Source organism: Paenibacillus sp. MER 180, assembly GCF_023713665.1.
GTDB classification, from domain to species: domain Bacteria; phylum Bacillota; class Bacilli; order Paenibacillales; family Paenibacillaceae; genus Paenibacillus_B; species Paenibacillus_B suaedae.
Genome location: NZ_JAMAVT010000016.1, coordinates 55,162 through 78,940 on the forward strand (window position 1 = coordinate 55,162; position 23,779 = coordinate 78,940).

Annotated in this window: 23 protein-coding genes and 1 pseudogene; 11 read left to right on the top strand and 13 right to left on the bottom strand. The window is 46.2% G+C overall.

All coding sequences use genetic code 11. From position 1 onward, the window contains the following. Window positions 1-20: 20 nt before the first annotated feature. Both M3661_RS30555 and M3661_RS22745 read left to right on the top strand, forming a co-directional pair. A complete protein-coding gene (locus M3661_RS30555; RefSeq protein ID WP_311279616.1) occupies window positions 21-1,295 on the top strand; it encodes an NUDIX hydrolase N-terminal domain-containing protein in 1,275 nt (424 codons plus the stop codon). Window positions 1,296-1,385: 90 nt separating this feature from the next. Beyond that, a complete protein-coding gene (locus M3661_RS22745) occupies window positions 1,386-1,964 on the top strand; it encodes a thymidine kinase (protein ID WP_065292840.1) in 579 nt (192 codons plus the stop codon). Between the two features lie 77 nt (window positions 1,965-2,041). On the opposite strand, the gene M3661_RS22750 is transcribed toward M3661_RS22745, so the two are convergent. Together M3661_RS22750 and M3661_RS22755 are read right to left on the bottom strand one after the other, a co-directional pair. Beyond that, the gene (locus M3661_RS22750) at window positions 2,042-3,073 is read right to left on the bottom strand and encodes a polysaccharide biosynthesis protein (protein ID WP_251488849.1); all 1,032 of its coding nucleotides are present in this window, start codon (window positions 3,071-3,073) and stop codon (window positions 2,042-2,044) included. Between the two features lie 220 nt (window positions 3,074-3,293). Beyond that, entirely contained in the window at window positions 3,294-3,662 is a 369-nt protein-coding gene (locus M3661_RS22755) for a hypothetical protein (protein WP_251488852.1), read from the bottom strand. 202 nt (window positions 3,663-3,864) lie between these two features. On the opposite strand from M3661_RS22755, the gene pepV reads away from it, so the two are divergent. Beyond that, on the top strand, window positions 3,865-5,295 hold the full coding sequence (gene pepV / locus M3661_RS22760; RefSeq protein WP_251488854.1) for a dipeptidase PepV: 1,431 nt from the start codon (window positions 3,865-3,867) through the stop codon (window positions 5,293-5,295). 68 nt (window positions 5,296-5,363) lie between these two features. Here pepV and M3661_RS22765 read toward each other — a convergent pair whose 3' ends face one another. After that, on the bottom strand, window positions 5,364-5,729 hold the full coding sequence (locus tag M3661_RS22765; RefSeq protein ID WP_251488857.1) for a YybH family protein: 366 nt from the start codon (window positions 5,727-5,729) through the stop codon (window positions 5,364-5,366). 258 nt (window positions 5,730-5,987) lie between these two features. Then, on the bottom strand, window positions 5,988-7,451 hold the full coding sequence (locus M3661_RS22770) for a PAS domain S-box protein (RefSeq protein WP_251488860.1): 1,464 nt from the start codon (window positions 7,449-7,451) through the stop codon (window positions 5,988-5,990). A 688-nt stretch (window positions 7,452-8,139) separates the two neighbouring features. Here M3661_RS22770 and M3661_RS31075 point away from each other — a divergent pair. After that, a pseudogene (locus tag M3661_RS31075) lies at window positions 8,140-8,393 on the top strand (IS30 family transposase); the annotation flags it as partial. A 102-nt stretch (window positions 8,394-8,495) separates the two neighbouring features. Here M3661_RS31075 and M3661_RS22775 read toward each other — a convergent pair. From M3661_RS22775 to M3661_RS22790, 4 genes are read right to left on the bottom strand one after another with little or no spacing between them, the layout of a single operon-like run. Next, window positions 8,496-9,248, bottom strand: a complete 753-nt coding sequence (locus M3661_RS22775; RefSeq protein WP_065292817.1) for an iron ABC transporter ATP-binding protein — start codon at window positions 9,246-9,248, stop codon at window positions 8,496-8,498. Beyond that, window positions 9,245-10,309 carry an iron chelate uptake ABC transporter family permease subunit gene (locus M3661_RS22780; RefSeq protein WP_065292816.1) on the bottom strand — a complete coding sequence of 355 codons (1,065 nt, stop codon included), beginning with the start codon at window positions 10,307-10,309 and terminating at the stop codon, window positions 9,245-9,247. Before M3661_RS22780 ends, M3661_RS22775 begins: the two co-directional genes overlap by 4 nt. After that, window positions 10,306-11,316, bottom strand: a complete 1,011-nt coding sequence (locus M3661_RS22785) for an ABC transporter permease (protein ID WP_094183184.1) — start codon at window positions 11,314-11,316, stop codon at window positions 10,306-10,308. The genes M3661_RS22780 and M3661_RS22785 overlap by 4 nt, the downstream gene beginning before the upstream one ends. A 34-nt stretch (window positions 11,317-11,350) precedes the next feature. Beyond that, window positions 11,351-12,364 carry a siderophore ABC transporter substrate-binding protein gene (locus M3661_RS22790; protein WP_251488863.1) on the bottom strand — a complete coding sequence of 338 codons (1,014 nt, stop codon included), beginning with the start codon at window positions 12,362-12,364 and terminating at the stop codon, window positions 11,351-11,353. 247 nt (window positions 12,365-12,611) lie between these two features. Here M3661_RS22790 and M3661_RS22795 point away from each other — a divergent pair, with 247 nt between their 5' ends. Continuing rightward, a complete protein-coding gene (locus M3661_RS22795; protein ID WP_483874665.1) occupies window positions 12,612-13,166 on the top strand; it encodes an endonuclease/exonuclease/phosphatase family protein in 555 nt (184 codons plus the stop codon). Window positions 13,167-13,378: 212 nt separating this feature from the next. Here M3661_RS22795 and M3661_RS22800 read toward each other — a convergent pair whose 3' ends face one another. From M3661_RS22800 to M3661_RS22820, 5 genes are all read right to left on the bottom strand, one after another. Then, entirely contained in the window at window positions 13,379-14,113 is a 735-nt protein-coding gene (locus M3661_RS22800; RefSeq protein WP_251488870.1) for a MerR family transcriptional regulator, read from the bottom strand. Window positions 14,114-14,132: 19 nt separating this feature from the next. Beyond that, entirely contained in the window at window positions 14,133-14,447 is a 315-nt protein-coding gene (locus M3661_RS22805; protein ID WP_065292813.1) for a DUF4870 domain-containing protein, read from the bottom strand. Between the two features lie 509 nt (window positions 14,448-14,956). Next, window positions 14,957-15,796 carry a DNA alkylation repair protein gene (locus M3661_RS22810; RefSeq protein ID WP_251488873.1) on the bottom strand — a complete coding sequence of 280 codons (840 nt, stop codon included), beginning with the start codon at window positions 15,794-15,796 and terminating at the stop codon, window positions 14,957-14,959. A gap of 213 nt (window positions 15,797-16,009) precedes the next feature. After that, window positions 16,010-16,939 (bottom strand): manganese-dependent inorganic pyrophosphatase, encoded by a 930-nt coding sequence (locus tag M3661_RS22815; RefSeq protein WP_065292812.1) that lies wholly within the window; start codon window positions 16,937-16,939, stop codon window positions 16,010-16,012. 117 nt (window positions 16,940-17,056) lie between these two features. Beyond that, window positions 17,057-17,689, bottom strand: a complete 633-nt coding sequence (locus tag M3661_RS22820) for an NAD(P)-dependent oxidoreductase (protein WP_251488876.1) — start codon at window positions 17,687-17,689, stop codon at window positions 17,057-17,059. 263 nt (window positions 17,690-17,952) lie between these two features. Here M3661_RS22820 and M3661_RS22825 point away from each other — a divergent pair, with 263 nt between their 5' ends. The 6 genes from M3661_RS22825 to M3661_RS22850 all read left to right on the top strand — a co-directional run bounded on the left by M3661_RS22825 (window position 17,953) and on the right by M3661_RS22850 (window position 23,714). Next, the gene (locus M3661_RS22825) at window positions 17,953-19,047 is read left to right on the top strand and encodes an ABC transporter substrate-binding protein (RefSeq protein WP_251488879.1); all 1,095 of its coding nucleotides are present in this window, start codon (window positions 17,953-17,955) and stop codon (window positions 19,045-19,047) included. Beyond that, entirely contained in the window at window positions 19,037-19,897 is an 861-nt protein-coding gene (locus tag M3661_RS22830) for an alkaline phosphatase family protein (protein WP_251488882.1), read from the top strand. The genes M3661_RS22825 and M3661_RS22830 overlap by 11 nt, the downstream gene beginning before the upstream one ends. A gap of 331 nt (window positions 19,898-20,228) precedes the next feature. Further along, a complete protein-coding gene (locus tag M3661_RS22835; protein ID WP_251488884.1) occupies window positions 20,229-21,074 on the top strand; it encodes an ABC transporter permease in 846 nt (281 codons plus the stop codon). Then, window positions 21,071-21,928, top strand: a complete 858-nt coding sequence (locus M3661_RS22840) for an ABC transporter permease (protein WP_251488887.1) — start codon at window positions 21,071-21,073, stop codon at window positions 21,926-21,928. Before M3661_RS22835 ends, M3661_RS22840 begins: the two co-directional genes overlap by 4 nt. Continuing rightward, entirely contained in the window at window positions 21,929-22,945 is a 1,017-nt protein-coding gene (locus M3661_RS22845; protein ID WP_251488890.1) for an ABC transporter ATP-binding protein, read from the top strand. It abuts the gene before it with no gap. Beyond that, the gene (locus M3661_RS22850) at window positions 22,929-23,714 is read left to right on the top strand and encodes a DeoR/GlpR family DNA-binding transcription regulator (protein WP_251488893.1); all 786 of its coding nucleotides are present in this window, start codon (window positions 22,929-22,931) and stop codon (window positions 23,712-23,714) included. Before M3661_RS22845 ends, M3661_RS22850 begins: the two co-directional genes overlap by 17 nt. Window positions 23,715-23,779: the final 65 nt, after the last annotated feature.

Consider the following 23,779-nt stretch of genomic DNA (forward strand, 5'->3'; position numbering starts at 1 on the left):
CATCAAGGAGGATGAATGCAATGATACGAGCCGTTTTGTTTGACTTTGACGGGACACTAGCTGATACCCTTCCATTGACACTTCATGTGTTCCAAGACATATTCAAACGATATGACAATCGAATGGTATCGAAGGAGCAAATTATTGCGATGTTCGGCCCGACGGAAGAGGGCATATTGACTGCAAATATAAAGTATAGAGGTCTATTGCCTTCCGCCATCGAAGAATATTTTGAACTGTACCGCAATTGGCATCCCAGCCTTGTTCATGCTTCACCAGCAATTATTCAGATGCTGCAGCATTTGAAGGAGCATGGCATATCGATCGGCATTATTACAGGTAAAGGGCGGCGAGCGTATGAGATTTCCAGTGAAGCGCTCGGCTTGACTAATTATGTGGATATCGCCATCACAGGCGATGAAGTAACGAGGCCGAAGCCCGATCCTGAAGGCATTCACGCTGCGCTGGACGCATTACATATTCGCGCCGACGAAGCGATATGGATCGGTGACAGCAACGCTGATATTCAAGCCGGCCTTGCCGCTAACGTGCATACGATAGGAGCTAAATGGTTCGATACTGTTCAGTCCGCCACATTCGAGACAGCTCCACATGACATCTACTCGAAGCCGGCAGAGCTTATCGAACTGATCGAACAGTTGGTAGAAAACCCAACTCTCGATTGGAGACAGCTGCATTGGGCCAAGCGGATACAAGCTCTCGCACAGATCGGCTTAACGTACACAGAAAACGCTTACGACCGCGAGCGGTATGAAGAATTGCGCGACATTAGTGTCGATATGATGGCTAACTGCGCTGAAGTAGATAAGGAACAAATCCGGCTATCCTTCGCAAGCGATACAGGTTACGCAACGCCGAAAGTAGATGTCCGGGGTGTCATCTTCCGTGATGGAGAGCTTCTGCTCGTCAAGGAAAAGGCCGATGGAGCATGGTCTCTTCCCGGCGGATGGGCGGATATCGGGTTCTCTCCATCTGAGGTTGTTGTGAAGGAAATCCAAGAGGAATCCGGCTTCCAAGCAAGAGCCATCCGACTGCTTGCCGTGCTAGATAAGCGGTTCCACCAGCACCCGCCTGAACCGTTTCATGTGTATAAATTATTCATCTTGTGTGACATTATCGGAGGGGAAGCTGCCAGCGGCACAGAAACGAGCGAGGTAGGCTTCTTCCCCGAACATGCGCTGCCGACATTGTCGGCTGAACGCAATACGGAAGCGCAGCTGCGCTTAATGTTCCAGTTGTACCATCATCCCGAACAATCCGTAATCCTGGACTAAGCAGCATATCCATTCTCTGTTCCTGTACCTGAGACGCTTCCTATGCTATTCTATAATCTCATCAACAAAGAATGGAACGGAGTGGCGAAGTTGGCTCAGTTATATTTTCGATACGGCGCAATGAATAGTGGGAAATCCATTGAAATATTGAAGGTTGCCCATAATTATGAAGAGCAGGAGAAGTCCGTTTTGATCTTCACCCCTGCTGTAGATGATCGGGACGAGAGCGGATATATATCTTCTCGCATTGGTCTGCGCCGCAAGGCAATTTCGATCCATGAAGACACTGATTTATTTGAGATCGTACAGCATCATGAAGGACCCATTTCCTGCGTGCTGATTGATGAAGTGCAATTTTTGGATCATACTCAAATTATGCAGCTTACCCGCATCGTCGATGAGCTCGATATTCCTGTTATGGGCTTCGGATTGAAGAATGACTTCCGAAATGAGTTATTTGAGGGCAGCCGTTATATGCTGCTGTATGCGGATAAAATAGAGGAAATGAAAACGATATGCTGGTTCTGTGAACGCAAAGCAACGATGAATCTGCGCGTTGACGCAAATAACCGTCCTGTCTATACGGGAGAGCAAATCGTAATCGGCGGTAACGATACGTACTATCCGGTATGCCGGAAGTGCCATAAAAATCCGCCATTGCAATCCTAGAAACTTATAACGCCCTTGAAGCCACATGCTTCAGGGGCGTTCTCGTGCTATACATAGAAACCTTCCATGTCGCTTGATTAGTCCCGTGAGCCTTGAGCTTGCTTGGAAACGTGCACCTCATACAACAAGCCGCTATCGAACAGCAATTCACGTATCTCTTCCTTCGTCATTGCCCCCTCTGCAGATGTGTACTCCCCCACAGCCATAGAAGGATACGACGCATAATGCTCATGCAGTCTCGGCATGCCTAATAGAGGAAGAACGATCAAATAAGAATCATCTGACTTCACGGTATGTCGGCTCTCACTTTCTGAGATGAGAATATCGTGAATCTTCCCTTTGCCAGTCGACGCTGGACCTGTAAAAATAAGCCGTACATCTCTCTCGCCACACATTTCTATAAATACCTCAGCCATATGCACTAGAGCGCAGGACGGCATTTTCATCGTGTAGAGCTCGCCGCCAATTCCTGATTGCAGCGCCTTCAGCAATAAGGCGACTGCCTGCTTCATCGGCGTAAAGAAACAGGTCTTCCCCCGATCCATCATACTAACAAGCTTCTTATTCTTGATCTGATCCAGCAGTACATGAGGTACACTCCCGTGTGTTCCTAGAACATTACTGCTGCGAACAGCGATAAATCTCGTGGATTCGCTTACGATGTTGGCGTTCATTATTATATTCTCACCCATCGCTTTCGTCATTCCAAAGCAGCTCGTAGGCTCCACGGCTTGATCCGTCGATGCAAATATAACCGCCTTAACCCGATTCGCAATAGCGGCCTCAATCACATATTGTGTACCAACCACATTCGTCTTCAACGCTTCTTGCGGATGCTCCTCACAAAAGGATACATGTGTGAGCGCAGCGAGATGGAAGATATAGTCGACCCCTTGGCATGCCTGATGGAGGGAGTCTTGATCGCGCACATCGCCAATCCAGAACGCCAGTCTTGCATCCTCAAATTTGCGGCTCATAATGAACTGGCTCGTCTCATTGCGCGAATAAACGATGATGCGAGCAGGACGATGCAGCAATAATTGTTCAACGAGGGCATAGCCCAATGAACCGGTTCCGCCTGTTACTAGAATCGTAGCATTAGCTAACACGCCGTTCCCTCCTATAGACATAGGTTGCTGGTGCAAAATGAAGATTATACTACTTATAAAATGCACCCATAGATAGAAGGGATTGGACAAACGATAGGTAGGCATCGAAAATAGGCCGCCTTATCCCTACCCGAGGGCAAAGCAGCCTTCCCTTCCTTATCGTCATGCATATGTACAATCCATCTTCTCAAAGTTAATCGGTGTCTTGTCTGTCGGTTCTCTATTGCGTCATATACGCATCTATAAGTGCAATTCCTTCCTCTATATTGAAACACAACTTCAACTTCACGCCCTCTCCAATGTCCCGGTCACGATTTATTTCCTCCATCAAGTTGTTCAGAACCCCTCGCACCGATTGAACACTGTTCTTATCCCACTCCTTCACTTGACGCACAATAGTCGACATGTGATCGATCCATTTCATATAACGGTTCGCCGCCTCTACCTCTATCCCTTGAAGTGGGAGATAAATCGAGCGGATCTTGCGTGATATCTGTTCAAACAGCAGAGCTACTGGTTGAGCTGAACGATAGTCTGGAAGGATGGCTGGACTTCGATATAAGCCCATCCACCACAGAGCCCTCAGCACCAATATAAACATCCGTGAACATATTCTGGGTGATACTGAACCCTACAATCTCTGCGATTCGCCAGCTCCCTGTATGTTGTTACTGGACTTCACCTGTTATAATTATGCCAAGGCGGCAATCATATGTTCATGGATGAGCGTCGCATATACACGACCACTATTAACACATGTTCAATTTTCAATACAAAAGGAGTGCGGCTTGATGAACTGGATGGAAGAAGTATTGAAGCGCAAGGACGATCTGCTGCAGGATCTGAAGGGATTGCTCAGCATCGAAAGTGTGAAGGATGCCAGCACGAGCGAACCTGGCAAGCCTATGGGGCAAAATGTAGCTCGCGCGCTTGATTATGTGCTGGACATGTCCCGTCGCGACGGATACCGTGTGACGAACCTGGACGGATATGTAGGCTACGCCGAATATGGCGAATCGACGAGTGGCGAATATGTCGCAGCACTATGCCATGTTGACGTCGTCCCTGCAACCGGACATTGGACAACCCCGCCATTCTCCCCTGACATTCGTGAGGGCAAGCTGTTCGCGCGTGGCGCCATTGATGATAAAGGGCCTACACTTGCAGCTTATTACGGCTTGAAGATTGTGAAAGAACTCGGCTTGCCATTGAAGCACAATGTGCGCGTTATCTTCGGTGCAGATGAAGAGAGCGGGATGGAATGCATGAAGACCTATACGAAGCGTGAGAAAATGCCGCTATACGGCTTCGCTCCAGATGCCGACTTCCCCATTACACATGCGGAGAAGGGTCAAATCAATACCCGCTTCCTGCTGAAGCCAGACGATTCTGCTTCCGGGCGTCAAGAGGGGCAGCTAGAGCTCGTATCCTTCCATGGCGGCGGTGTTGAGAACATGGTGCCGGAATCTGCAACAGCAACGATCTCTGGTGAGTCTGCTGCTCTTGCAGAATTGGCAGCCAAGTTCGAGAGCTATTACACAGAGCAGCAATTGAAAGGTTCTTCCGAAGTGAATGGCAATCAAATGACGCTCAGCCTCAAAGGGAAATCCGCCCATGGCATGGAGCCTCATCAAGGCATCAATGCTGCATTGAAGCTGTTCGGATTTTTGCGTTCGTTCTCCTTCCAAGCCGATGCTGACCGCTACATTCGCTGCGTCGATGCTTATTTGACGGACGATCACTTGGGCAGCAAGCTGGGCATTGCGTATGAGGATGACATTACAGGGCCATTAACCGTCAATGCAGGTATTTTCGAATTCGGAGCGGACAAGCAGCCATTCTTCCATCTGAACATTCGCTTCCCAGTCACACAGGATCTACCGACGATTCTGGATACATTGGCAGCGAAGATGGATGCATTCGGCTTCCTCGTAGAGGAGCCTGACTTGAAGGAGCCGCATCATGTCGATGCAGAGCATCCAATGATCAAGGTGCTGCAGAAGATTTATGCGGAGGAAACACAGCTTGAGCCTACCTTGCTGACAACAGGCGGCGGTACATACGCTGCATTCATGGAATATGGAGTCGCATTCGGCGCCTTATTCCCAGGAAGAGAAGAGATGGCTCACCGCGTAGACGAATACATCGAGATCGAGGATTTGTTGAAAGCAACTGCGATTTATGCCCGCGCCATTTATGAATTGGCGAACTTGGACGCATAACAATAACAGAGGTGTCATCCTGCTGAATACCATCAGCGGATGACACCTTTTCTACGTAAAAGACATTCTTATTTCAGTGCACTCAAATGTTCATGCACAAGCTTCCATTCGCCACTGGTTTGCTTGAACACATTGGTCGCTCTTCCGCTCCCTGCTGCCTGCTTTCCTTGATAAAGGCCGCTCCACTGATACGTGTACAAACAGACAGCCGTCTGTCCGTCCACGGCGATCCACTCCACATCTGTCGCACAATAGACTTCATCCTGAATCACGTCCCACGCATGTTCGAAATACGCCCTAATCTCAGCCATCGTTGAGCAGGTACGATCAGAGAACCAGTAGACTGCACCATCATCCAAACATGCTTGCACATTTGTGAATTGATGCGTATTTGTCGCTTTGATGTAACGTTCCAATGCTTGCTTATGACCCATTGTACTGTTCACCTCTCATATATCTCATCCCAATATTTTCAATAACCAATTCGCTAGAATCCATCCAGAATCCTTGTCTCCATCTCAATCGCCAGCTTCCATGCACCTGCTTCAAATGATTGGAACCCTCGACTGCTTGTGGTAAGGTTACGTTAGGAAAATATCGCAACATTCTGGGAGTCCTTAGATTCGATGATTGCAAATACAACAAAGCGATAATGCGCAATAAGGTTACAATAGCAGCAAGGGGAGAAGCTGTTACAGAGCGTCTTCCCCATCCTTGACTTGGACAAGCGGTAATCGAATGATGAATGTGGTTCCTACACCAATCACACTATCCACCTCAATGGAGCCGCCATGCTTATCAATAATATTGTAGCTCACCATCAGTCCTAGCCCTGTCCCCGTATCCTTCGTCGTATAGAAAGGCTGACCCAGTCTGCTCACTTTATCTGCTGGAATCCCACAGCCTTCATCCTGTATGGATATAGCCGCATAGTCGCCCTCCAGCTTGGCTCGTACATAAATATTGCCTCCCCCTGACATCGCTTCGATTGCGTTTTTGATCAAATTAATGAACACCTGCTTAATCTGATTCGGTTCACAATCCACCCAAAGCGCCTCTTCCGATAAATCGGTTACAATATTGCTGTTCTTCAAAGTGGATTGCACACTCATAAAGGCGATGATTTGTTCCATGAGATGGATCAGATCTGTCCTTCGACTATTCACCACATTTGGCTTCGCGAGAATGAGCAGCTCATTGGCAATTACTTCGATGCTCTTCAGCTCGGATTCCACGATATCGAAATACTGCTCCTTATCTGTCTTCATCGTACGCATCAGCTTCAGGAAGCCGTTAATCGACGTCAGTGGATTCCGAATTTCATGCGCAATGCCGGCAGCAAGCTGCCCCACGATGGACAACTTCTCGGACTGCAGCATTCGCTCCTCTTCTTTGCTCCGATCGGTTATATCTTGATAGACCCCTATAGTCGCCTTCTCCCCATGAAATGTCGTGGGCAGCGAGAAACCTTCAACCCGCTTCATCTCTCCGTTTGCACATCGGATATCATATTTTACTGGCCCGAGCTTAATACCCTCCCGATACTTGCGTCTTCGCTCATACACAAGGTTGTGATTCGTAGGCTCAACAATATCAAGCACTGGCTTGCCAAGAATGCCGGCTGCTTCATCCGCACAAATTAAATTAATCGAGGCACGATTCATATAATGTATAATTCCATTATGCGTCACGATGACAGCGAGGGGCAGCATTTCCAATAACGATTGGAAGGAATCCTCCTTCTCCTTCAGGATCGCTTCCGTCTGCAGATGCACTCGTTCTGTCTGTTTGCATACCGTAATATTTTGAAATTGAGAAAAAAAGAAAAGCGGCTTGCCGCTCTTATCCAGGACAAGCGATACGGTAAGCAGCATCCATATCACTTCTCCTAACTTGCCTATGTAACGTTTCTCAATATGAAAAGACGAAATCTGTCTGTCCAGCAGCTGCTGAATATGTAGGATACTCTCTTCCAGATCGTCTGGATGGGTAATATGCTGATAGTCCAGAGAGAGCAATTCACATTCTGTATAGCCGATCATATCGCATAAGGCATGATTTGCTTTCATAAAGCGTCCTTCCAGCGAGACGATCGCCATTCCGATCGATGCATTGTTAAAAGCTAAATCGAACATATCAATTTGCTCCAAATGCATGTAAATCTCCCCTCCAATTCATCACAAACCCACATTTACCCATTTATCATTATAAATCGCTCTTCCTATCATCATCAATTAAAATCTTGCCAAATTCCCACAATCGGCGCAAAGAGGTACCAGCTCACCTGCATCAATATAAACTGGTACCCATAAAGCGAGTGGATCAGTGCGCAGATTGTGGGAAGAAAGCCTACGAGAAGGACGGAATTCAAGGGACTAGCGACTTGCGCAAGAACCAAAAGCGTTAAAAAGGATGACCCCTGTACGATACAGGAATCATCCCTTAAGTGTGGCTTAACTTTTGTTACGGCTCCAACAGGCCGTATTTCGTTTTGACCCGGTCCAGCTTTTCAAGCATAGACCTAGAGAGTGTGAATCAGCACACTGTGTTCCGATCCATTTTTTTAGATGACGGATTGTACTATGGAGTGCGACAACTAAAAAGGCTCATGTCAGTTTCGTGTAAAATGGGAGTTACCATACACCCATTCATACAGGATAACCAACATGAGCTTCACCCATCTTAGCATAATTGAACGTAGTAAATTAGAAGCTCTGCATAAGAAGTCGAGTGCGGCAGCTTAGAACAGGGATGCGAAGCACAGTCAGCTCAACAAGCTTATCGTTACCGCAGGGCATCCTGTGTTCCCGTCAGCAAATATACTCCTGAGCTTGCAAGCGATAAACCTTCGGTCACTGGGAGTTGGACACCGTTGTCTCCAGCCGTGGCAAAAACAAGGCCTGTGTAGACGCTTTCATATAGCGCAAGACTCGTCACTTCATGGCCTTGAAAATACCCGATCGCACCGCCTAGATGGTGGCAGCCAAGTCAATATCCTCAGGCTGCCTTTCAAACTGTTACTGTGGATCGTAGGGAAGGGTTTCTTGTTATGCCAAGCTTGAGACCGTTCATCCCTAAAAGTTTACTTTGCAGATCCAAGGCTTCAATGAGAACGGCAATCGCCCTTGTAAATATCTAGGTTGGATACCTGCTAACGAAGCTTGAATGAGCTGTCGCACTTTGCTTGACAATCCGTCTAACTAATAAACTGCAATTGGCCCATAGGGACCATCAATAATTTCTATTTTCGTTTCAAAAATATCTGTCAAAACCTCTGGATCCATAACCTCTTCTACTGTTCCAAAAGCGGCAATTTGTCCATCCTTCATTGCACAAATTCGATCAGAATATTTGGCTGCAAAATTAATATCATGCATAACAGTCAGAATTGTTCTTCCAAATTCATTAGCAGCAAGCCTCAAATGCTCCATCATTTGAACAGAACGTGCAACATCAAGATTGTTCAGCGGCTCGTCCAAAAGTACATATTCAGTCTCTTGGCACAAAACCATCGCTACATATGCCCTTTGCCTTTGACCACCAGAAAGCTCATCTAAATATCTATTTTCTAGATCAGTCAAACCCAAAAAATCGATATATTTAGAAATAATAGCCTCATCCTCTTTCGTTAATCTTCCCTTGGAATAAGGAAAACGTCCAAATCCAACGAGTTGTCTAATCGTAAGCCTCGTTACAAAATGATTTTCTTGACGTAAAATCGTTAAAATCTTTGCTAAGTCTTTTGATTTAGATTCAGTAACATCCATATTCGCTACCTGAATTTGGCCTTCATCCATATCCAAAAGTCTTCCAATCATCAAAAGTGTCGTAGACTTTCCAGCACCATTTGGTCCAATTAAAGAAGTAAGACCCGCTTTTGGTATTTCAATATTCAAAGGCCCTATCTTTACCTTATCCGTATACAATTTTCTAACATTATTAATCTTTATCATAGAGCCCTCTTCCTTAAAATTGCAATTAAGAATATGATTCCACCAAATAATTCAATTATAACGGAAACGACGCCTTGAGCATTGAATACATGATACATTAAGAAGTATGCACCGGTTATTATCAAAAACCCTATAGCAAGAGACATTGGAAAAACATATCTATGATCATAGGTTGGCGCTGCTTGATAAGTCAAAGTTGCAACTAAAAATCCATAGAAAGTAAGTGGTCCAATCAAAGCCGTTGAAATTGACATCAAAATAGAAACTAATATAAGCGTATAAATGATACTCGATTGATGCTTTACTCCAAAAGAAGTAGAGACATCCTTTCCAAGTGACAATACATTTAGATTCTTAGAATGAGCAAGAATTAACAATGCTACAATGATTACTATAGGAATTACAATAGGAAAATAGGCAGCGTCTGCATGATTAACAGAACCAAACAATCTAGCCTGTAAGATATCAAACTCAGAAGGCGAAAGAAGTCTTCTCATAAAAGCTGACACAGATTTTAGCCCTGTGCCAATAATAATTCCAACCAAAAGCATAATCTGCAAATTTCCGTACTTTCCAGAAAGCAACCACCCATAAAGGATCAAGCTCATCAAGACCATAACAATAACTTGAATGATAAAGGGTACAATACCAGTAAAATTCACCAATGCACCAACACCAAAGAAAAATATGGTACTTGTATGAATGGTTGAGTAAAGTGATTCAAAGCCTAAAAGAGAAGGGGTTATAATTCTATTATTCGTAATCGATTGAAAAGCAACAGTGGACAAACTCTGACAAACGGCAGCAATGATCATTGCGACAAGAGCTACCATCCTTCTTTTAGCAACTGGGATAAAAGAAGGTGAATCGATCGGAACTGGATTGTTATAAACTAAAAGTCCATATGAAGAAAGGATGCCCAAAACAATTAATGTTATGAGCAACATCCAATAACGTTTTTCTGCTTGCTTAGAACGAAAAGCTCTAGCTGATCTATTTTTATTATGAAGGCTAGAATCGATAACGACATTGTCGTTATTTCTATATTCCAATGCGTTCATCTTAGCCTCCTTGGTTTTCTTTGTCTCAATAAAATAGCAATAAATACGACTGCACCCATTATCCCGAGTATTAAAGATACTGGTACTTCAAAAGGCATGATAATTGTTCGAGAAATGATGTCACAAACCGTTATCGTACCCATTCCTATCACACATACCCAAGGCAAATTACTCCTAAGATCATCTCCCCTAAACATGGAAACAATATTGGGGACAATTAATCCTAAAAAAGGTAAGTTTCCGATAACTGCTGCAACAATTCCAACTGCTAACGAAATAAGACCCGTACCCAAAAGAACGACTCTATTGTAATTGACTCCAAGACTTGTTGCAACATCTTCCCCTAGTCCAGCTAAAGTCAGTCTATTCGCATACATAAAAATAAGAAAAGTAACGACAACAATGATCCATAAATATTCATATCTTCCAATTTGGACTGCCGCAAAAGAACCTACAAACCAAGATTCAATACTTTGCGTACTTTGAAAAAGGAGCCCAATAAAAGTGGAAACTGCAGAAATGACTGCTCCAAGCATCAGTCCAATAATTGGGACGATTAAAGACGATCGAAGTTTCACTCTTTTTAAAAATAAAAAGAAAATCATAGTTCCTATAAAAGAAAAAACAATTGCACCAGTCATTCTTAGAACTAACGTAGGTGCAGGAAATACTAAGTAAACAAAAAGAAGTCCGAGCCCCGCCCATTCAATAGTTCCTGTTGTGGTAGGTTCAACTAAACGATTCTGTGTAATAAGTTGCATAACGAGTCCCGCCATGGACATGGCAGCCCCGGTAAGCATTAATGCAGCTGTTCTTGGAACACGAGTAATGAAAAACATCTCCATTCCATCCTCTTGTCCGCGTATATTATAAACTCCAGTAAATAGAGATATAATTCCTAAAATAATAACAACGATAATCGCAAATATAAAGGGTTTTGTCCATAACTTGTTATGGTTATAAAGCCGGGGTTGAGAATTATTCTCAACCCCAGAAATTTTTTGTATTGTCTTTTTCAGCACGATGTTATGCTCCTTTAGACTACTTAGCTAAAGTACTTGCCATGTTTTTAAAGATCTCAATGAAAGTTTGGATTGATTCATTTGTATAAGTGTCATTTGGTGCAAATATAATCTGTCCTTTAGAAACAGCAGTCACTTTTTGAAGAGCAGGTGAATTATTAATCACATCTTTTGCGGGAACAGCTTCACTTTCAGAAGATATTGCAGCATCACGATCTAGTACGAAAATCCAATCCGGATTACTTTTTGCAATAGCTTCAACAGAAATCTCATCACCTTTATGACCTGATGTAGCATTTGCAATTTCTAAAGCTGGTTTCCATCCAAACATTTCAAACATAGGTCCCCAAACACGTCCAAAACGTGGAGCGGAGAATCCAATATTCCCACCAGAAACTTCAACACCCATAACTGTAGCCGTTCCGTTATAGGCAGACTTAGCGTCTTCGATAGATTTATCAAAATCAGCTACCAATTGTTTAGCTTCTTCATTTTTATCAAAAATTTGTCCCAAAATAATTGTGGAATCCTTAAGTCCTTTTACTAAGTTTTCCCCAGGCTTATCAGCTTTCTCAGAAACATCAAAATTCAGGTCAATAACGGCTGCATTCGGCACTAATTTTTTGATCGATTCATAATGGTTAGCAAATCGTTGACCGACAATGACAAGTTCAGGGTTTGCAGCCGCGATAATTTCAAGATTTGGTTCACGGTGGTTCCCAATATTTTGAACTGCTTCATCTTTTACATACGGTGATTCCTTAGGCATTACATCCTTTGGAGCAGCCGCTAATTTAATTTTCCAATCCGCTAACGTTTCAAAAGTTCTGCTATCCAGAGCAATTACATTTTTAGGATTTACAGGAACAGTAACCTTTCCATGAGCATCAGTGATTTCAACCGTTGAAGCTTTAGCAGCTTGATTTTCTTGCCCCGTCGTCTCCGTCTTTCCATTTCCATTACTTGGATTCGAGCAAGCTGCCAACATCAACACAAAAACTGCTAAAAATACTGTTACTTTAAATTTTCCCATTTCCCATACTCTCCCCTTATATAAGCTTAATAGTCAAACAGATTATTGAATTGATGAAATTATTATCTATGTATGTTTTTATGCGTGACTTAATTATGATTATCTCTATTTCACTATGGTGCACAGCGACAATATAAAAACAGGATCGATAATGATTATCAATTGCAACACTATACTTAGTATATCAATTCAAAATATATTGTCAATTATTTATTGCCAGCTTACATAAATTTATGGAGAGGATACCATCGCGGTGCTCGCTGAACAATTAGGAATGCATTGGTGTTATGGAGACAACGTGATTCACGAGCCTGAGCCTGGGCGAATGCAGAAAAGGGAATATGGAATAGCCATATTGAGCAAGTACAAGATCCTCTCACATCAGCATTACCCGCTCAGCAGCGATGAGAGTGAACAGCGCGGTCTGCTTGCAGCTGTTCTTGATGCAGACGGAATAAATCTACATTTCTACACTACACATTTGGGATTAGCACAATCGGAACGGGTCGAACAAGTGAAGGAGATAATCAACATTGTCGCGAGCCATACTATGGAACCGTGCATCATTACGGGAGATTTCAATGCACATCCAGACTCTGTTGAAGTTGCTAGCATGTCTCCAGCATTCTGCAGCGCTTTCGCAGATGAGCATGATGCCTTCACCTTCCCTGCAGGCAATGCTGTCGAGACGCTCGATTACATATTCGTCAATCATCAATCGGGAGATATCGAAGATAGAACGGTTATTCATTCTTCACTTGCATCGGATCATTATCCGCTTGCAGCCAAGCTGCTGCTATAGCGCCGAACCGTTATAGGGTTCATATCGCTCATCCACCCGCACAACAAGAGGCTGCTCCAGAGATAGAATCTCATTGAGAGCAGCCCCATTTAACGATAGGCCCGATGAGCGACAATCCCGGGGCTCCATAGGAATGGAAATATCCCTGCGTTCTCTGAAAGCGTTTGTTGCAAAGAGCCCGTTCGCCGCCAAGCCTAATGTATCCATTACCTCTATTGCGTACAAGACATCACTTGGAATGCTTCGATTAGAAATACCTGTTCTTCCTCTGTAAATGGAATGAGGATGTTTGATAAATCCGTTGGTGCATCTGCCTGCGCCACCGATGCAGGGCTTATTTTCGCAACGGTATATTCGTACAGCTCCATAAATCGCTTCATGAAACTCTGTGCTTCCCCCGAATCTGGACTTACCTGGCTTGCAATCAGCTGTTTCAATTCCGTAAGCAATGCAAAATACTTTCGATCCAGTTCTGCCCGTTCTTCATTGCGAAAATTATAAATTGGATTGCCCTCTAGGTTGTGCGACTCTATGTGCTCTTCTTCCCACATAATCGAATGCACGATAAAGCAGAACAACCGCAAATCAATGATAGGATGATTCGAAATGATCGTCCCCATATGATCCAATTGATCTATCATGAGCTGAATCCGCTCCTGCTCCGCTATAAGCTCCTTCTTCTTGAACGCAATCACTCTGCGAATATGCGCTTCTTCTACCTGTGGCTTGTCTAATAAATCAGCGATATCTTTCAATGAAAAACCGATGAACTTCAATGCTTGGATTTGCTGCAAACGGCTGAGATCATCTGCATTGTACAACCTGTGTCCGCCCTCTTTGTAATCACTTGGTGTTAGCAATCCAAGCTTGTCATAGTATCTAAGCGTTCGAATGGTAATTCCTGTGCGGGCAGACAACTGCCCGATCGTCAGCATATCGGTTGTCATGGGGTATCCTCGATTCTGTCTACTTTTTCAGGTAAGGTATGGCTGGATAACGATAGGCTTTCTTAAGCGCAATCCTTATCATTGCATATAAAATGATCACCGTTTCAACAAGTAAGACTATGTACTTGAACCATGGCGGCAGTGCATAGCTCACAATAAAGAACGGCAAAATGGTCAGATGAAAATTCAATGCTGTGCGGCTAGCATCACGATAATACGATTCTGTCCTTCTTGTCACGAGGAACATTACAAGAGGTGGCAGGACGCCAAGAATTAATGAGATGGCCAGCATGAATTGGACGATTGCAATTTCTTTGCGTGTTGGTTTGTTCATCGATTGTCACCTTTCTACTTGAATTTCTCAAGTACTAGCATAAAAGGTGACGCGAGTAGAGGTTCAACCCCTTGCCTATAAGCGGTATGACAAAGCAACATTACGGTCATTGAGTCCTTCTGGACTCATGGAATTAGTTTATTTATAACTGATAGGCTCATATCAAAAACGCCGACTGGGGGGAAAAGCATAAAGAGAGAGTTCTTGATACTAGAACGATGGAAGACGAAAAGCTCTAAATAAAACAAAGAGCAACGCAAAAAGAGGGAGGGATACAAGAAAAACTGTACAGACCGAACAAAGAAAAATTCAGAGGAAGCTTCGGAGATAGATTGATAAGGGGGAAACTGAATTGAAAACGGAAATGCGAATCGAGCAAGTACCTAGAGATTCGAAATAGTCGCGAAAGAATGGGGAAGCGGATCAAAATAAAATATCCGCTGGATAAGCTGCCAGCGGATACGATATGACATCGGTAAAGTCGACCAAGCTGCTGCTGTTCCGGTCTGCTATACCTGCTTCTGCAAGGTTCGCTGAGCCTTGCTTACAATTCGCGCTGTTGCCTTTGAGTCAGACTCATTCGTCCAGCGCTCGCACAGCTCCCTTACCCAGTCCGGATTCGTCTTGCTCGCATCATTCAGCCAGTTGCCAACCGAATCCTGCACATACTTCGCCGGATCAGATCTGAGAGGCTCTAGCAACGGAAGCGCCTGCCAAGGGCTCTGCTTCAATGCCTCAATATGCTTCGTCCACACGCCTCGTGGACGCGTCGCTTCCGTAGCGAATCTCCGTAAATTGGCATCCGTATCAGATGTCCAAGTGGATAAGATGGATATGGCCCCCGACAAATTCGACTCGATATGAGCGCGCACAGCCATCCATGCAATCTCCCTAACGCCAAAATGAGAGTCAGCCGCAAATCGGTGAATACGTGACAATGCTTCGTCGATAGACATGGAGTCATCACCGCCTGCCATGTAAGCCCCCCAGCATCGAACGGAATCCGAGCGATGTTCGGCGATCGCCATAAACGGCTTGGAATCTGTAACGGGCGCATCCTCGGTGCTGCAAAATTCATAGAGTCGCTGCCCAATAAGCCGTATCGCCTTCATGCCGCGTATACTATCCGTTTCCTTTATTTCCAGAAGCAGATCGGAAAGCTTCTTCTCTAAACCAACTTCCGGCAATACATGTTCCAGCAAAGTCATATGATCTACAGCAAGCCACTCTGTTAAATTCACGCTTTCTAACCTTCCTGTATGTAATAGCTGCTGGACTTCAACTGGAATATTTGCTTCTTTTGTTGCACCCTTGCGCTGCAAAATCGTATCTGGGATGGAACAATCCAATTCAATTTCCTCCTTTACATCAAGACGAGGTAAATCTGGCTCATCTTCTTTGAGAACATATCCCTTACGTATTCTACAAATGGAAATGGATCCCTCTATCCTGTTCCCTTCCCCTCTGCTCTCTAACCTCCTCCAATAAAAAACGACCGTTTCCCATCAGGGAAACAGCCGTTGTATAACAGATGAAATCTGCTTCATATAGGATGACATCAATTACTTGCTAAGCGTATCTGTCAGTACAGGCACGATTTGCTTCTTACGGGAAACAACGCCCTTCAGCAATGCCGTATTGTTTTCCAACGTAACATTGTACGCTTTCTCAACTGCTTCTGTCTTTGAACCAAGTGCCAGCGCCACAGAGTCACTGTTCAATATATCTGTTACCACGAATACGAAGAGGTCAAGACCTTTCGTTGCGATAATGTCGTTCAAAGCCGCTTCCACTTCAGCTTGACGGGACAGTACATCGTTCACGTCTACTGCGTTTACTTGTGCGATTTCAACCTTGGAGCTGCCCATGGAGAATTCTTTCGCATCAAGAGAAATCAACTCAGCAATTGTTTTCTGGCTCAAGTCAGCACCAGCTTTGAGCATGTCCAATCCGTACTTCTCAACGTCTACACCAGCGATCTCAGCCAATTCGCGAGCAGCTGCTACGTCTTGCTCCGTGCAAGTTGGGGATTTGAACAGCAAGGAATCCGAGATGATTGCGGACAGCATCAAGCCAGCGATGTTTTTGCTGATCGTTTTGCCGTTTTCTTTGTACATTTTGTTCAAGATCGTCGCTGTGCAGCCTACAGGCTCAGCACGATAGTACAAAGGGCCGCTTGTCTCAAAGTTCGCAATGCGGTGGTGGTCGATAACCTCAAGAACTTCCACTTGTTCGATATCGTTTGCACTTTGCTGACGCTCGTTATGGTCAACAAGAATAACCCCTTTTACTTCATTCGCTACCGTCTCTACCAGACGAGGCGCTTCTGCTTGGAAGGTATCCAATGCAAATTGTGTTTCTCCGTTCACGCTGCCGAGACGAACCGGCTCAACGTTGAAGCCCAATTGTGTTTTCAAGTCTGCATATGCGATTGCGGAGCAAATCGTATCGGTGTCTGGATTTTTATGTCCGAAAATAAGTACCTTTTCCATTTCGCTAACTCCCTTTTTACACGAGATTTGTAGTGAGAAGAGTATAACGTAGATCGTCTTCTTCATTCAAGATTATACCGCAAATGTTGGTAAAATCCCATTCCATTAGTAGGAATATTATTGTGAAATAAACGGTGTTTTTCGTAGAAAAGCAGCCTCTTGTACCTGATCTACGAGAAACCGTGCAATATGGGTATTTGATATTTTCGTACCCGGCATATCATATTGGTCAACCTTTACTGGCTTCATGACATCGCGTTCATGCACGAACGGCAATCGCACAAGCGTCCAATCCAGATCGCTATCCCGAAGCACGCCGAGCTCACGCTGCCTGTCCCGAATAAAGTCCCCATATAGTAAGCGAAATAAGCGTGCACCCATTCGGTTCATCCAGGACTTGCGATCCCCTTCAATATCAAGCGATCCTCCTGACACGCCGACATATCTGCGAATACCGGTTTCCTTCATGCCTTGGAGCAAACGTGCCGCAACTTCGCTATAAATCGGCTTGTCCTTCATCGGCTGTCCAAAAGCATTGATCACACCGTCACATCCCTCAAGGAGGGAGTGAATGGCAGTTTTATCTGTTACGCTTCCTTCTATTATAATGGCGTGCGGTGACTTCAATTGGACTCGCTCCGGACGACGAGCTAGAATGCGAACCGAATATCCTTGTTTAATTGCTGTCGCAGCCACATGCTTCCCTACTGTACCTGTTCCTCCTACGATCGCAATCGTTTGCCTAGACAATATCCTTCTCTCCCATTCTTAGAAATGCCAATATTCTTTGATACGTGTCCACCCATAAAACGATCCATATTTTTCATATAAATGCCATACTCCCCCCATACTCCCCCCACCATGTCATTCTGACGCCGAGAACTTGTTTCGGTTCTGCCTTTACAATACCTTATCACCCGCTTGATGTTGGTTTAACTTTGTTTGTTTATGATTAGAGACGTAAACAGAAGGAAAACAAAACGAAAACTAAATGAAAAAGGAGTCATGAACTCATGCGAACTCATCGTTTCATGAAATGGACAGCAACCGTACTTGCTTCCGCATTTTTGCTTGCAGGCTGCTCATCTGGACAAGCTGCGAACGAAGCAGTCGACGCTTCCAAGCTGACCTTGGATCAAATTGTGGAAAAGGCCAAACAAGAAGGGCAAGTCAACTCGGTCGGCATGCCTGACACTTGGGCGAACTGGGTGCAAACGTGGAACGATTTAGGAACGAAATATAGCTTGAAACATACGGATACAGATATGTCCAGTGCTGAAGAACTGGCAAAGTTCGAGTCGGAGAAAGACGACGCAACCGCTGATATCGGCGATGTCGGCATCGCATTCGGACCGCTTGCGAAGCAAAAAGGCCTCACGCTGCCATACAAAACGTCTTACTGGAACGACATTCCGGACTGGGCTAAGGATGATGAAGGACACTGGCTGCTCGGCTACACGGGTACATTGTCCATCATTACAGATAAGAACAAAGTGGCAAACCCGCCGAAATCTTGGGCAGACATTAAAAATGGAACATTCAAAGTCGCTGTTGGCGACGTGATGAAGGCAAACCAGGCACAATTCGCTGTTCTTGCGGCTGCTTACGCATTCGGCGGTGACGAGAAGAACATTCAACCGGGCATCGACTTCTTCGCAGAGCTGGCGAAGCAAGGCCGTCTTGCTTCCAATGATGCAGGTCTTGCGAACTTGGAAAAGGGCGAAGTCGAAGTTGGATTCCTGTGGGACTTCAACGCACTAGGCTACCGTGACAAAATCGACAAGAACCGCTTCGAAGTTGTCATCCCGCAGGAAGCTTCTGCAACAAGCGGCTATGCAACGGTTATTAACAAGTACTCGAAGCATCCGCATGCAGCGATGCTGGCACGTGAATACATTTTGTCCGATGAAGGACAATCCAACTTGGCTCGTGGCTATGCTCGTCCAATCCGCTCCAACGCGAAGCTGGCTGTCGATGCAAAGGCAATGCTTCTCCCGGATGAAATGTACAAAAATGCACAGCCCGTGAAAGATTTGAAGGCATGGGAAGAAACAACGAAGCAGCTTCCACAGCTGTGGCAGGAGCAGGTACTCATTCATGTCAAATAACATCACGAACCGCTCGCACAATCACAATAAGCTCATCTTCATCATGCTGGACGGCCTGCGCCATGACACCGCCGTCACGCAAATGGGGTATATGCATCACTTGGTGGAATACGGCAAGGCAGCGCGCTACAAAGTGCGCTCCGACCTGCCAAGCCTGTCTCGCCCGCTCTATGAGGTGCTGATGACCGGAACTCCGGTATGGCGCCACGGGATTGCAACGAACCAGACTGTGCGGTTATCGCACGAGCGCAGTCTGTTCCACTTAACGCGGGAACATGGACTTACAAATGCGACTGCCTCTTACTATTGGGTAAGCGAGCTGTATAACTCGGCTCCATTCCACCCAGCTGTTGATCGCATTCAGCTCGATACAGACAAGCCGATTCAGCATGGCATCTTCTACTTCGAAGATCACTATCCTGACTCGCACTTGTTCGCTGATGCGAACTTCTTGCTCACGCAATATGCTCCAGACTTCTTGTACGTCCATTCGATGAACATTGATGATGACGGACATAAGTTCAGTGGGGATTCGGCGCAATACCGCAACCGGGCACTGGCGGCGGACATTATTCTTGCAAGCGTACTGCCAGCTTGGATGGAGGCAGGCTATCAGATTATTGTTACGGCTGACCATGGCATGAACAATGATGGCAATCACGGCGGAACGACAGACGCCGAACGCCATGTTCCACTGTTCGTCATTAGTAATTCGGTGACCCCTGGCGTCTATGAACAGGAAGTACCTCAATTGCAGTTGGCGCCGCTCGCCTGCCGCTTGCTCGGCATTGCCCCATCGGAAGCGATGCAGCCGCTATCTATGTTGGAGTTCAGGCCGGCGTCTCCGTAAGGGGGCGCCTTTTGTTCACCAATTCGCTTTTGATCACGAAGTAAATCATGAGGTAACTCGACATCGAATCTTGCACTCACTCTCGAACTCCGCTGCTCATGTAGTCTCGCCTACACTCCGCTGCTCGTTCTTCGAGTTTATGCAACCTTCTCGGTGCTGAAAAGCGAACTTTTGATCATTCTAGAAAGTTAACGTGCAGTGAGGCACGAAGGCTTTCTAGAATGGAAAAAAACATACCTTTAGACGCGGTCGCTCATCATGAGTTACCTCGATAGAAGTTTTTTATCACGGAGTGTCTCAGGATGTAACATTACAGGAAAGGAGTACGCACATGAAACGGATCAACAGCATGCTGTACATCACGATTATCCCGCTCCTTATCTTTGTGGCGCTATTCATGTTCGTCCCGCTCTTCACGATGATTTCGGGAAGCTTTCAAGAGGATGGCGGCGGGGCATTTACTTTCAATCAATACAAAGAAATTTTTACGAACCCCTATTACTGGAAGGCATTTGAGAACAGCATCCTCATCTCCCTGCTGTCCAGCCTTATCGGCATCATTGCCGCCGTATTTGCAACGTATGCCATTACCCGCTTTCCGAAGCGCGTACAAGAGCGGCTGCTTGTCATTACGAACCTGACATCGAACTCCGCAGGCATCCCGCTCGCCTTCGCCTTCATTGTCCTGCTTGGCAACAGCGGACTGTTCACGCTGCTGTTCCGCCAATTCGGCATTGACATGACGGCATCATTCAATCTGTATTCATGGTCAGGATTGACCGTTATTTATGTGTACTTCCAGCTTCCGCTGGCCATTATGCTGCTCTATCCGATGTACCATGCGATTCAAGACAACTGGAAGGAAGCCGCTTCCCTGCTGGGCGCATCGCCCTTTCAATTTTGGAAGCGTATCGGTCTGCCAGTGCTTCTGCCGGGCATCGCGGGCACATTCAGTATCTTGTTCGCGAATGCCATGGGTGCATATGCCTCCGCTTATGCCCTGACAGGAAGCAACTATAACCTTGTACCTGTACGTATCGGCGCACTCGTATCGGGAGACATCTTCGCTCGTCCTGAGCTCGGCAGCGCCTTGGGCGTACTGCTCGGCTTGACGCTGCTTGCAGCCATGCTCGTCAATGAATGGCTGACGCGCAAAGTTCGGAGGGATCTGCTATGAAACGATTGGCTCATTCTCTGCCAACGCTCGCCTTTGCAGCGGTATTGCTCTATTTGTTCATTCCGGTCATCGCTACCATGCTCTATTCCTTGGCGACATCATGGAATCAAACCATTCTGCCCGAAGGCTTAACATTGAAATGGTTCGGCGAGCTGTTCCAGGATACACGCTTCATGCAGGCGTTCGGTCGTTCCCTGCTGCTCAGCAGCGCAGCTACCGTAACAGCGGTAATCGTTATCGTGCCGGCTACGTTCGCGATTTCCCTGTATGCACCAAAGCTAGAGCGCTGGGTTCAGACGCTCGTCATGCTTACCTATGCCGTTCCTGGCGTTATTATGGCTGTCGGCTTGATTCGCGCCTACTCTGGCAAAGGCTTCTCCATGATTATCATCGTCTTCGGTGCCTATGTCATCGGCATGCTGCCGTTCATGTATCAAGGGACGCGCAACAGCTTGCGCGCTGTTCAGGCAGGATCGTTGATGGAGGCTGCCGAGCTTCTAGGAGCCAGCCGCATAAAGGCATTCCTGCGCGTGATTGTTCCGAACATTATGCCGGGCATTCTCGTATCCGCACTCCTCTCCTTCTCGATTCTATTCGGAGAGTTCGTGCTCATTAATATTCTCGTCGGAGGACGCTTCGAGACCATGCAGCTCTTCCTGTATGCACAGCTGAACAAGAGCGGCCATATCGCGAGCGCCATTACCGTAACCTACTTCATTCTGATGGCCATATTGAGCGCGTGGATCGTGAAGCTGACGGGCCGTACTTCCAAGCCAGTCGCAGAGCCAGAAGAAGACATCGTGGGCAACAGCATTCCGACTACCCAAGCAACAATGAGCAGGGAGGCTTCTTAAATGAGCTACGTACAGATGAATCAAGTAATCAAGACGTTCCATAAACAAAAGGTGCTGAACAGCATTGATCTTCATATTCAAAAAGGCGAGCTGGTTACACTCCTCGGCCCAAGCGGCTGCGGCAAAAGCACATTGCTTCGCATCCTGTCTGGACTGACTCCGCTCGATGGCGGGACGATTCACATTGATGATAAAGATGTGACAGGGATCGAACCGAAGGATCGGGAGATCGGCATGGTGTTCCAGTCCTATGCGCTGTTCCCGAATATGACGGTAACCGACAATATTGCCTTCGGCTTGACGATGAAGAAGATGCCGCGTGATGCGATTCGCCAGGCAGTTGGCGAAATGATTGAGCTCACCGGGCTTCAAGGCAAGGAGAAGTCTTTCCCCCGTGAGCTCTCTGGTGGGCAGCAGCAGCGTGTCGCACTTGCCCGCTCGCTTGTTACGAAACCAAAGGTATTGCTGCTGGACGAACCGCTTAGTGCGCTTGACGCGCAAATTCGTAAAAACCTGCAGCAGCAGCTGCGTTCCATTCAACGTGAATTGAACATGACAACAGTACTAGTTACGCATGACCAAGAAGAAGCGATGTCCGTCAGTGATCACATATACATCATGAATGCAGGCAATATCGCGCAGCATGGCTCACCGCAGGAGATTTATACGCAGCCAAGCAGCGAGTTCGTCGCAAGATTCATTGGCAGCTATAACGTATGGAACGCCGAAGCCTTAGGGCAAATCGTACCAGACTACACGCTTGCAGACAGCAAGCTGTATGCCATTCGGCCAGAGACGTTCTGCGAGCAGCCGCTCGTTGGCGGCATGGCCGTAACAGGAACAGTACGCAATGTGACCATGCTTGGCAACATTACGCGTATGGAACTAACGGTTCAGGGTCAGCATGTCGTCGTCGATCAGATTCATCGCAATTCCGATTGGGTGAGCGTCGGCTCTACCACGACGGTATACCTCCATCCGAAGGACGTGATTCCGCTTCATGATGCTACTGCCTGAAGAACGTAGACAGCATATTTTAGAACAGCTGAATCGACATGGCAAAATTCAAGTTGCTTCCCTCGCCAGCGTATTAACGGTTACGCCCGAGACCATTCGCAGGGATCTCGACGAGTTGGAAGCAAAGCAGATGCTTAAGCGCGTGTACGGAGGCGCGGTTGCGTATTCGCATGTGAAGATTGAACCTCATTTTGATAAAAAACGAAGCATCGAGCAGTCGGCAAAGAAAGCAATCGGGGAAGCTGCGGCCGCGCTCATTCAAGATGGAGATACAATCGTGGTCGATGTAGGCACGACGACTGTTGAGCTTGTTCGCGCCATACGCGGTGTCGTCGGCGTTACGATCGTGACGAATTCTATTCCTGCTGCCGAACTACTCATGGAACGGCTGGAAGCCAAACGATTTGACGGCAAAGTCATCGTACTCGGGGGAGTTACGCATCCAGAGCAGAAATCGATTGCAGGCGCCTTAACCTGTGAACTGCTTACACGCTTCCACTTCGATAAGGCGTTCATCTCCTGTGCAGGGATGACACCAGCGGGAATCAGTGATTACGACATGGAAGAATCGATCTGCTCCACCTTAATGATTGAGCAATCCGAGCAGGTATATGTGCTTGGAGATTGTACCAAGCTCGGGGAGACACAGCTGTGCCGCATCTGTGACATGAGCAAGGTCACCGCCATCATATGCGATGCACCTATGCCAGATAAATGGAAGCGCAGCGGATTGCAAGTAGGTTGGATTACGACGGCTTGCGAGCCATAAGAACATAGCGAAGTTATATGTCGAAGTAACACATCACTTCATACATCACGAATGAGCCACTATGA

What these genes read in the sequence shown, in the direction of transcription:
- M3661_RS30555 (WP_311279616.1), top strand. Translation starts at nt 21, where the DNA reads ATGATACGAGCCGTTTTGTTTGACTTTGACGGGACACTAGCTGATACC.
- pepV (WP_251488854.1), top strand. Translation starts at nt 3,865, where the DNA reads ATGAACTGGATGGAAGAAGTATTGAAGCGCAAGGACGATCTGCTGCAG.
- M3661_RS22765 (WP_251488857.1), bottom strand. Translation starts at nt 5,729, where the DNA reads ATGGGTCATAAGCAAGCATTGGAACGTTACATCAAAGCGACAAATACG.
- M3661_RS22770 (WP_251488860.1), bottom strand. Translation starts at nt 7,451, where the DNA reads ATGCATTTGGAGCAAATTGATATGTTCGATTTAGCTTTTAACAATGCA.
- M3661_RS22775 (WP_065292817.1), bottom strand. Translation starts at nt 9,248, where the DNA reads ATGATAAAGATTAATAATGTTAGAAAATTGTATACGGATAAGGTAAAG.
- M3661_RS22780 (WP_065292816.1), bottom strand. Translation starts at nt 10,309, where the DNA reads ATGAACGCATTGGAATATAGAAATAACGACAATGTCGTTATCGATTCT.
- M3661_RS22790 (WP_251488863.1), bottom strand. Translation starts at nt 12,364, where the DNA reads ATGGGAAAATTTAAAGTAACAGTATTTTTAGCAGTTTTTGTGTTGATG.
- M3661_RS22800 (WP_251488870.1), bottom strand. Translation starts at nt 14,113, where the DNA reads ATGACAACCGATATGCTGACGATCGGGCAGTTGTCTGCCCGCACAGGA.
- M3661_RS22805 (WP_065292813.1), bottom strand. Translation starts at nt 14,447, where the DNA reads ATGAACAAACCAACACGCAAAGAAATTGCAATCGTCCAATTCATGCTG.
- M3661_RS22815 (WP_065292812.1), bottom strand. Translation starts at nt 16,939, where the DNA reads ATGGAAAAGGTACTTATTTTCGGACATAAAAATCCAGACACCGATACG.
- M3661_RS22825 (WP_251488879.1), top strand. Translation starts at nt 17,953, where the DNA reads ATGCGAACTCATCGTTTCATGAAATGGACAGCAACCGTACTTGCTTCC.
- M3661_RS22830 (WP_251488882.1), top strand. Translation starts at nt 19,037, where the DNA reads ATGTCAAATAACATCACGAACCGCTCGCACAATCACAATAAGCTCATC.
- M3661_RS22835 (WP_251488884.1), top strand. Translation starts at nt 20,229, where the DNA reads ATGAAACGGATCAACAGCATGCTGTACATCACGATTATCCCGCTCCTT.
- M3661_RS22840 (WP_251488887.1), top strand. Translation starts at nt 21,071, where the DNA reads ATGAAACGATTGGCTCATTCTCTGCCAACGCTCGCCTTTGCAGCGGTA.
- M3661_RS22845 (WP_251488890.1), top strand. Translation starts at nt 21,929, where the DNA reads ATGAGCTACGTACAGATGAATCAAGTAATCAAGACGTTCCATAAACAA.
- M3661_RS22850 (WP_251488893.1), top strand. Translation starts at nt 22,929, where the DNA reads ATGATGCTACTGCCTGAAGAACGTAGACAGCATATTTTAGAACAGCTG.